Below are 4961 nucleotides of genomic sequence, written 5' to 3'. Positions count from 1 at the left end.
TCTTGTATTCGTGGTGCTGGCTGATGGGACCGGCGTAGGCGGAGGACTTGAGGTGCGTGAGGAAGCTTTGATGCACGGTGCCCTCGCCGAAGTTGCACCAGAGGGGCTCCCAGCCCTTGGCGCCCTTTTCCCAGCGAAAATCCTTGAGGTAGACGGCCACGTAGAACGGCTCGAGCAGGCGTGCCTGAATGGGCCACGAAAGGCCGCCCTCGAGGGTGGCGTGGCCGATGTCGAAGCAGACGCCGATGTCGCGCGGATCGAGATCCTTGACCATCGTCCAGATGTCCCACAACGGTGCGCCTACCATGTCCGCCCCGGAATGGTTTTGCCAGCCGCCTTGCAGGCCGAGTTCGTGATTGAGCGCGGCGAGGTCCTTGAGCGCGGCGCCGACTTCACGCACGGTCTCGGGAACGGGTTTGTCGGCGGTGTATTTGACGAAGCCGAAGCGATATTTCTTGATGCCGAGCTTGGCGGCGGTGCGGAGGACTTTCTCGGCGAGCGGATCGATTTTCGTGATCTCGGTGGTGATCATGGTGACTTCCTTGCCGCGCTTTTTCAGCGCCTCGACCATCTTCGGCAGATCTTCTTCGACGCGCTCGGGGGCGATCTGGCCGGCCTTGGTGCGGACGGGGCACTCGATGCCGTCCCAGCCGATATCGGTCACGAGATCGGCCGTCTCGTCGGGGCCGAGTTTCGCGAAGGGTTTGCTGAAGGCGATGATCTTGAAGCGCGCGGCGGATTCGGCGCGGGCGAAGCTGGGCGCGACGGCGGTGAGCGCGGTGGCGAGGGCGGCCTTGGTGACGAAGTCGCGGCGGGTGATCGGGGAGGGAGTGTTCATGGGTAAGAGAGAACGGTATGGTCGGCGGAGGCGTTCGGAAATCCCGAATTTGCACCGTCGCGCTGCAAAATCGAAACGGGCCACACTCCGGATGGGAGGCGGCCCGTGAATTCGATAGATGCGGCTGGACTAGGCGCCCATACCGTCCTCGAAGCTGCCGCCGGCGGGCGTGATGAGGAGATGGTCGCGGACGTAGGCGATGCCATTAGCGCTGGTGGAGTCGAGGTCGCGATGCGCGCTCTCGGCCTCGACCACGAGCGGGGCGGTCTTGGTGCCGTGGAGCTGGCAGTAACGGCTCGGGAAACCGACCATGAGCAGCAGCTCGACATAGCGGTTCATATTGAGGTCGCCGCTCGGGAGGTCGGTGAACTGCATGGCGCGGGCGGTCCAGTTCGGCTCCATGGTGCGCAACGGGAATCCGGCGCGGATGGTGAAGTTCTTGATGTGAGCGGCGTAGATGTATTGGCCGACCTTGAGGAAGCGCGTCTCCCACGATTCGCCTTCCCAGCAGTGCGACGGATCGGCGTTCACGGCCATGGTCTCGTCGTTGCCGGTGATCTTCACCAAGTTGAGGAAATCGTCAGCCGTGGGGGCGGCGGTGCCGGGATGAATCTCGTGGCAGAGCTTGATGCCGAGCTTGCGCGCGTGGTCGCGGATTTTCTTCGTCTTCTTCACGAAGCGGTCGTTGCCTTCCTTGATCAAGTCGTAGCCCGGGCCGGCCCAGAATCCCCAGGGATAGCCGGTGGCGATCTCCCAGCCATAAGCGGTGCCCCAGAACATCGGCATGACCTTCAAGCCGAGATCGGCAATGAGATCGAGGAGCTTGAGAATGTATGTCTCCGCCCACTTTTCGATTTCGGCGGGCGATTTCTTTGCGATGTCCGCGGGGATAAACGGGCGGATGGTCGGGGACCCGGTCCAGGCCGTGGTGTGGACCCAGATCGGGCAGTGGCCGCTGACGCCGTCGATGGAGAGACCGGCGTCGGCGAAGGCGGCTTTGATCTCCTTGGCGGACTTGAAGAGCTTGCCGCCGTGGAGCATGTAGTTGCTGGGCTGCGCGCCGCTCGCGCCGCTGCGCTTCGCGTAGGCGAGGAAGTCGGGGAGGGACTTGGCACCGTGCTGGGCGCCTTCGATGGAGGGATGGTAGCAGGACATGGTGGAAGAGGAGGTGAAGGAGCTATTCGTCTAGCGGAGAGCGGGTGGGGGGTGCAATAGGAATGGAAGATTGCAGATGGAATATGGAAAAGGAATGGGAGATTGCAGATGGAAAATGGAAAACGGAAGATCGCTCTTCTGACCCATGCTCGAAGACGTCGAACGCATTCTCTTTCACGAACAAACCATCCTCTCCCGGCTCGATGAGCTGGCGCGGGACATCACCGAGGTCTATCGCGGGCAGGAGTTGACCGTGATCGCGGTGCTCAATGGCTCGCTCATTTTCGCGGCGGATTTATTGCGGCGCATCCCGTTGCCGCTGAAGCTGGATTGCCTGGGCGTGGCCAGCTACCATGGAGGCACAGAGAGCACTGGGGTGGTGACGTTCGACCAGGTATCCATCCCGGACATCGCCGGGCGGCATGTGCTCGTGATCGACGATATCCTCGATAGCGGCCGCACGCTGCACGCCATCTGTGCGCGCCTGCGGAGCGAAGCGCAGCCTGCGAGCTTGCGCATTTGCGTGCTGCTGCGGAAACGCGTCGTCCGCGCGCAGGCGATGGAGGCGGACTTTGTTGGCTTCGATATCGACGGGGAGTTTGTCATCGGCTACGGGTTGGATTATCAGGAGCGCTACCGCAACCTGCCATTCGTCGGGGTGCTCAAGCGGGAGGTGTTTGAGGGTTCACTTGCCTCTGCGCCAGACAAAGAGTAAAGTTCGTTCCAATTATGAATACGGGTCGGAACCTCGAACCGGCAATGAACCTGGCGGAGCACTCGCGAGCGGCGGCACGCGAGACGATGATGAGAGAGATTGAGGAACTGCGCAAAGACGTCGATCGCCTGCTGCTGATTAATGAGGCGATTTGGCGAATCGCGAAAGAGCGGCTCAACTGCTCAGACGCGGATTTGGTGCAGCGCATCCACGACATCGATCTCGAGGATGGGCACTTGGACGGACGCAAGGCGCCTTCGCCACCACGCGCCTGCCCGCATTGCGAGCGCCCGCTCAGCAAGCATCGCCCAAGCTGTGTATTCTGCGGCAAGCCCGTGGAATTCCTGCCATTCGAGCGCTGACTCGCAACCAGCTCAAAGCTGATTGTAGATGATCTCCAGCGTGATCACGCTGTAGGCGGTGACGAGCACAGGATCTTTTTCCATCCAGCGCGCGGTATCGTTGACCCAGGATCCGTTGCCAGCCTGGAGCTCGATGAGCTTGAGCGCCATGTCGTGGGCCCAATCGGCTTTTTTTCCGTTGGCGGCGGGCATCTCGCGGACCTTGGCGGTGGCGAGACCCTTCGCGGCGAGGTGGTAGTAGTAGTAGAGACCGGCGCGGCCGAGGCCGGGATTTTCCTCGAGGGTGTAGTTCTTTTGCAGCCAATCGAGCGCGCTGGTGATGCGCGGGTCATCCGGCTGGAGATCGGCGTAGATGTAGCTGAGCAGGCCGGCGTAACTCATGGTGCCGTAGCTGCGGAGCGCTTTCTTGCCATTAGGCAGGTCCTGTTCGCCGGCGTTGCTCGAGCCGGGGTAGTAGATGAAGCCGCCCTTGTTGGCGGCATCGTCGCTCGCCCAAGGCTGCTTATTGTGGGACGGCAGGTTCTGGCAGCGGCTGATGAATTCGATCGCGGCCTGCCAGTCGAGTTCCTTGCCCGCGGCGATTTCCGTGGTGGGATGCGTGTTCTTGTAAGCACGCAACGCTTCCAGGGCGATGACCGTATTGTCGAGATCGGGGTGCGCCCGCTTCGGACTCACGCCCGTGGTGCCGTAGCCGATCCCGCCATTGACCTCGGGCTTGGTCATGTTCGTCGCCTGCATGCCGGCGATGAAATCGCGCGCGCGGGCCAGAGTGAGCTCGTCCTTGGGATCGCCGGTGTTGAGCAAAGCCATGAGGCAGACGGAGGTGTTGTAATTGGCCAGGCCCGTGGTGTAGATGCCCCCATCGGGCTGCACCTTGCTGCGGAGGAAGGTGTAGCCTTTCTGCAAAACGTCGGAGTATTGGGTGGCGGCCTTGCCGGCGGGCTCGCGGTAAAAGGCGATGAGCGGCAGCGCAGTCAGGGCGGGATGCTCGGCGGACGGGTCGCCGTTTTCGGGATTGGCGATCGAGCCGTCCTCTTTCTGCTGTTGCTTGAGCCAGGCGAGCCCTTTGTCGATGGCGAGGAGGACTTCGTTGCGGACGGAGAGATTGGCTTCCTTGCGCGGGGGCGGTTCCGCGGCAAAGAGCGTGGAGGAAAGAAAAAGCGCGAGGCAGAGGAGCAGGTTTTTCATGGGGCTTTGGCTTTGGCGACAGCGTCGGGCAGCAGAGTGATGACGACATCCACCGGCGTTTTGACCGCGGGGACGGCCTTGGTGTTCACCGCCCAAATCTGATCGTTATCATTACCCTTGCGCGGGTTGTTAATCAAGGCGGCGGGATAGGTGACGAGCGCGGCGTGCGCGCCTTCCAGTTGGGCGAGGAAATGGCCGTCGTTGAACATGGAACCGTTGTAAATCCACGGGCCGCGCTCCACCGCCTTCTTGGTTTCGGTGTTGATCATCCAGTCCTCGACGGGGCCGCTCTTTTCCGCGTCGCCCGCTTTCCAGCGGACGGTGATGGTGATGGCATCGCCCTTCAGCTTGGGGGCCGTTTTCAGGAACTTCGAGTCGATCTGCGCCGGGGGCAGGTCGCCTTCTTGCTTTCCCGCGCCCTTGGCGCCGAGCAGCAGCATGGCAAAATGCAGATCGCTGGGGGCGACGTCGCTCACGAGCAGGCTTTCGTGGGTGTTGCCTTGCTCGGTGACGAGCAGGTACTCCAGATTGCCTTCGGTCATGTTCATCACGGCGGGGAAAGTGACGGTGCGCGCTTTCTGGTCGAGCCGGATCTGGCCGATCTCGTAAACGCCCGGGCTGACCTCGCGCATGACCGGAGACGCCGGGGGCGGCTCGTTCTGGGCCTGAGCCGTGGCCAAGAGGGCCAGGACACCAAGCAGGA

6 protein-coding genes are annotated in these 4961 nt (G+C 62.2%); 2 read left to right on the top strand and 4 right to left on the bottom strand.

Going from position 1 to position 4961, the window contains the following annotated elements; all coding sequences use genetic code 11:
* Together ABJF10_RS29245 and ABJF10_RS29240 are read right to left on the bottom strand one after the other, a co-directional pair.
* A partial coding sequence (locus ABJF10_RS29245; protein ID WP_348548140.1) for a sugar phosphate isomerase/epimerase family protein occupies positions 1-838 on the bottom strand: 838 nt, incomplete at its 3' end.
* Between the two features lie 129 nt (positions 839-967).
* On the bottom strand, positions 968-1993 hold the full coding sequence (locus ABJF10_RS29240) for a TIM barrel protein (protein WP_348548139.1): 1026 nt from the start codon (positions 1991-1993) through the stop codon (positions 968-970).
* A gap of 145 nt (positions 1994-2138) precedes the next feature.
* On the opposite strand from ABJF10_RS29240, the gene hpt reads away from it, so the two are divergent.
* On the top strand, positions 2139-2708 hold the full coding sequence (gene hpt / locus ABJF10_RS29235; protein WP_348548138.1) for a hypoxanthine phosphoribosyltransferase: 570 nt from the start codon (positions 2139-2141) through the stop codon (positions 2706-2708).
* Positions 2709-2722: 14 nt separating this feature from the next.
* Positions 2723-3070 (top strand): hypothetical protein, encoded by a 348-nt coding sequence (locus ABJF10_RS29230; RefSeq protein WP_348548137.1) that lies wholly within the window; start codon positions 2723-2725, stop codon positions 3068-3070.
* Positions 3071-3082: 12 nt separating this feature from the next.
* Here the strand turns inward: ABJF10_RS29230 and ABJF10_RS29225 are convergent, their stop codons facing one another.
* Together ABJF10_RS29225 and ABJF10_RS29220 are read right to left on the bottom strand one after the other, a co-directional pair.
* Positions 3083-4258, bottom strand: coding sequence for a prenyltransferase/squalene oxidase repeat-containing protein (locus tag ABJF10_RS29225; protein WP_348548136.1), 1176 nt, complete (start codon positions 4256-4258; stop codon positions 3083-3085).
* The coding region (locus tag ABJF10_RS29220; protein ID WP_348548135.1) for a YdjY domain-containing protein at positions 4255-4961 on the bottom strand (707 nt) is incomplete at its 5' end. The genes ABJF10_RS29220 and ABJF10_RS29225, both read right to left, overlap by 4 nt.

The sequence above is a fragment of the Chthoniobacter sp. genome (genome assembly GCF_040003245.1).
Taxonomy (GTDB): Bacteria; Verrucomicrobiota; Verrucomicrobiia; order Chthoniobacterales; family Chthoniobacteraceae; genus Chthoniobacter.
Note: the sequence above shows the minus strand (reverse complement) of the source record. Positions and strands in the feature narration are given on the sequence as shown.

What these genes read in the sequence shown, in the direction of transcription:
- ABJF10_RS29240 (WP_348548139.1), bottom strand. Translation starts at nt 1,993, where the DNA reads ATGTCCTGCTACCATCCCTCCATCGAAGGCGCCCAGCACGGTGCCAAG.
- hpt (WP_348548138.1), top strand. Translation starts at nt 2,139, where the DNA reads ATGCTCGAAGACGTCGAACGCATTCTCTTTCACGAACAAACCATCCTC.
- ABJF10_RS29230 (WP_348548137.1), top strand. Translation starts at nt 2,723, where the DNA reads ATGAATACGGGTCGGAACCTCGAACCGGCAATGAACCTGGCGGAGCAC.
- ABJF10_RS29225 (WP_348548136.1), bottom strand. Translation starts at nt 4,258, where the DNA reads ATGAAAAACCTGCTCCTCTGCCTCGCGCTTTTTCTTTCCTCCACGCTC.